We start from the raw sequence: 507 nt of genomic DNA, 5'->3' as shown, positions 1-507 counted from the left end.
GCCCTCGGCGATGGCCTCGGCGGCACGGGTGGCGCGGTTCAAGGGCTGGGTCAGGCTGCGGGTGATCAGCCAGGCCAGCAGGCCGCTGATCACGATGACCGCAATGCCCCCGGCGATCAGCAATGCCCGGCCACGATCCATCGCGGCATTGGCATCTGCATAGGCCGCCGCGCCACGGGTGCGCTGGCGCGCGGCATATGCATTGAGCGCGTCCTGCCATTGCTGGTTCGCGGGTACGGCCTGCTGCATCAGTGCCTTGAGCGCCTCGTCGGGCTTGTAGTTCATGCCCAGGTCCAACACCTGCTGGGTGGCGACACGGGCGTTGTCGGGAGCAAGATCGAGCTGCCGAGGCATTGCTGCACCATGGGCATCGGAGGGCGGGATGGCGTTCAGCTTGTCGTGGATGTCGCTGTAGTACGGCCGTTGCTGCTCGATGATTTGTGAGAAGCCGATGTTCTCTTCCTGCGTGGTTGGAAGCACGATGTTGCGCAGGTTGATTGCAATGTC

1 pseudogene is annotated in these 507 nt (G+C 64.3%); it reads right to left on the bottom strand.

From position 1 onward, the window contains the following. Positions 1–504 (bottom strand): annotated as a pseudogene (locus CSC62_RS17725) (cell wall metabolism sensor histidine kinase WalK); the annotation flags it as partial. Positions 505–507: the final 3 nt, after the last annotated feature.

The sequence above is a fragment of the Pseudoxanthomonas jiangsuensis genome (assembly GCF_010093185.1).
In the GTDB taxonomy this organism is placed as follows: domain Bacteria; phylum Pseudomonadota; class Gammaproteobacteria; order Xanthomonadales; family Xanthomonadaceae; genus Pseudoxanthomonas; species Pseudoxanthomonas jiangsuensis.
Note: the sequence above shows the minus strand (reverse complement) of the source record. Positions and strands in the feature narration are given on the sequence as shown.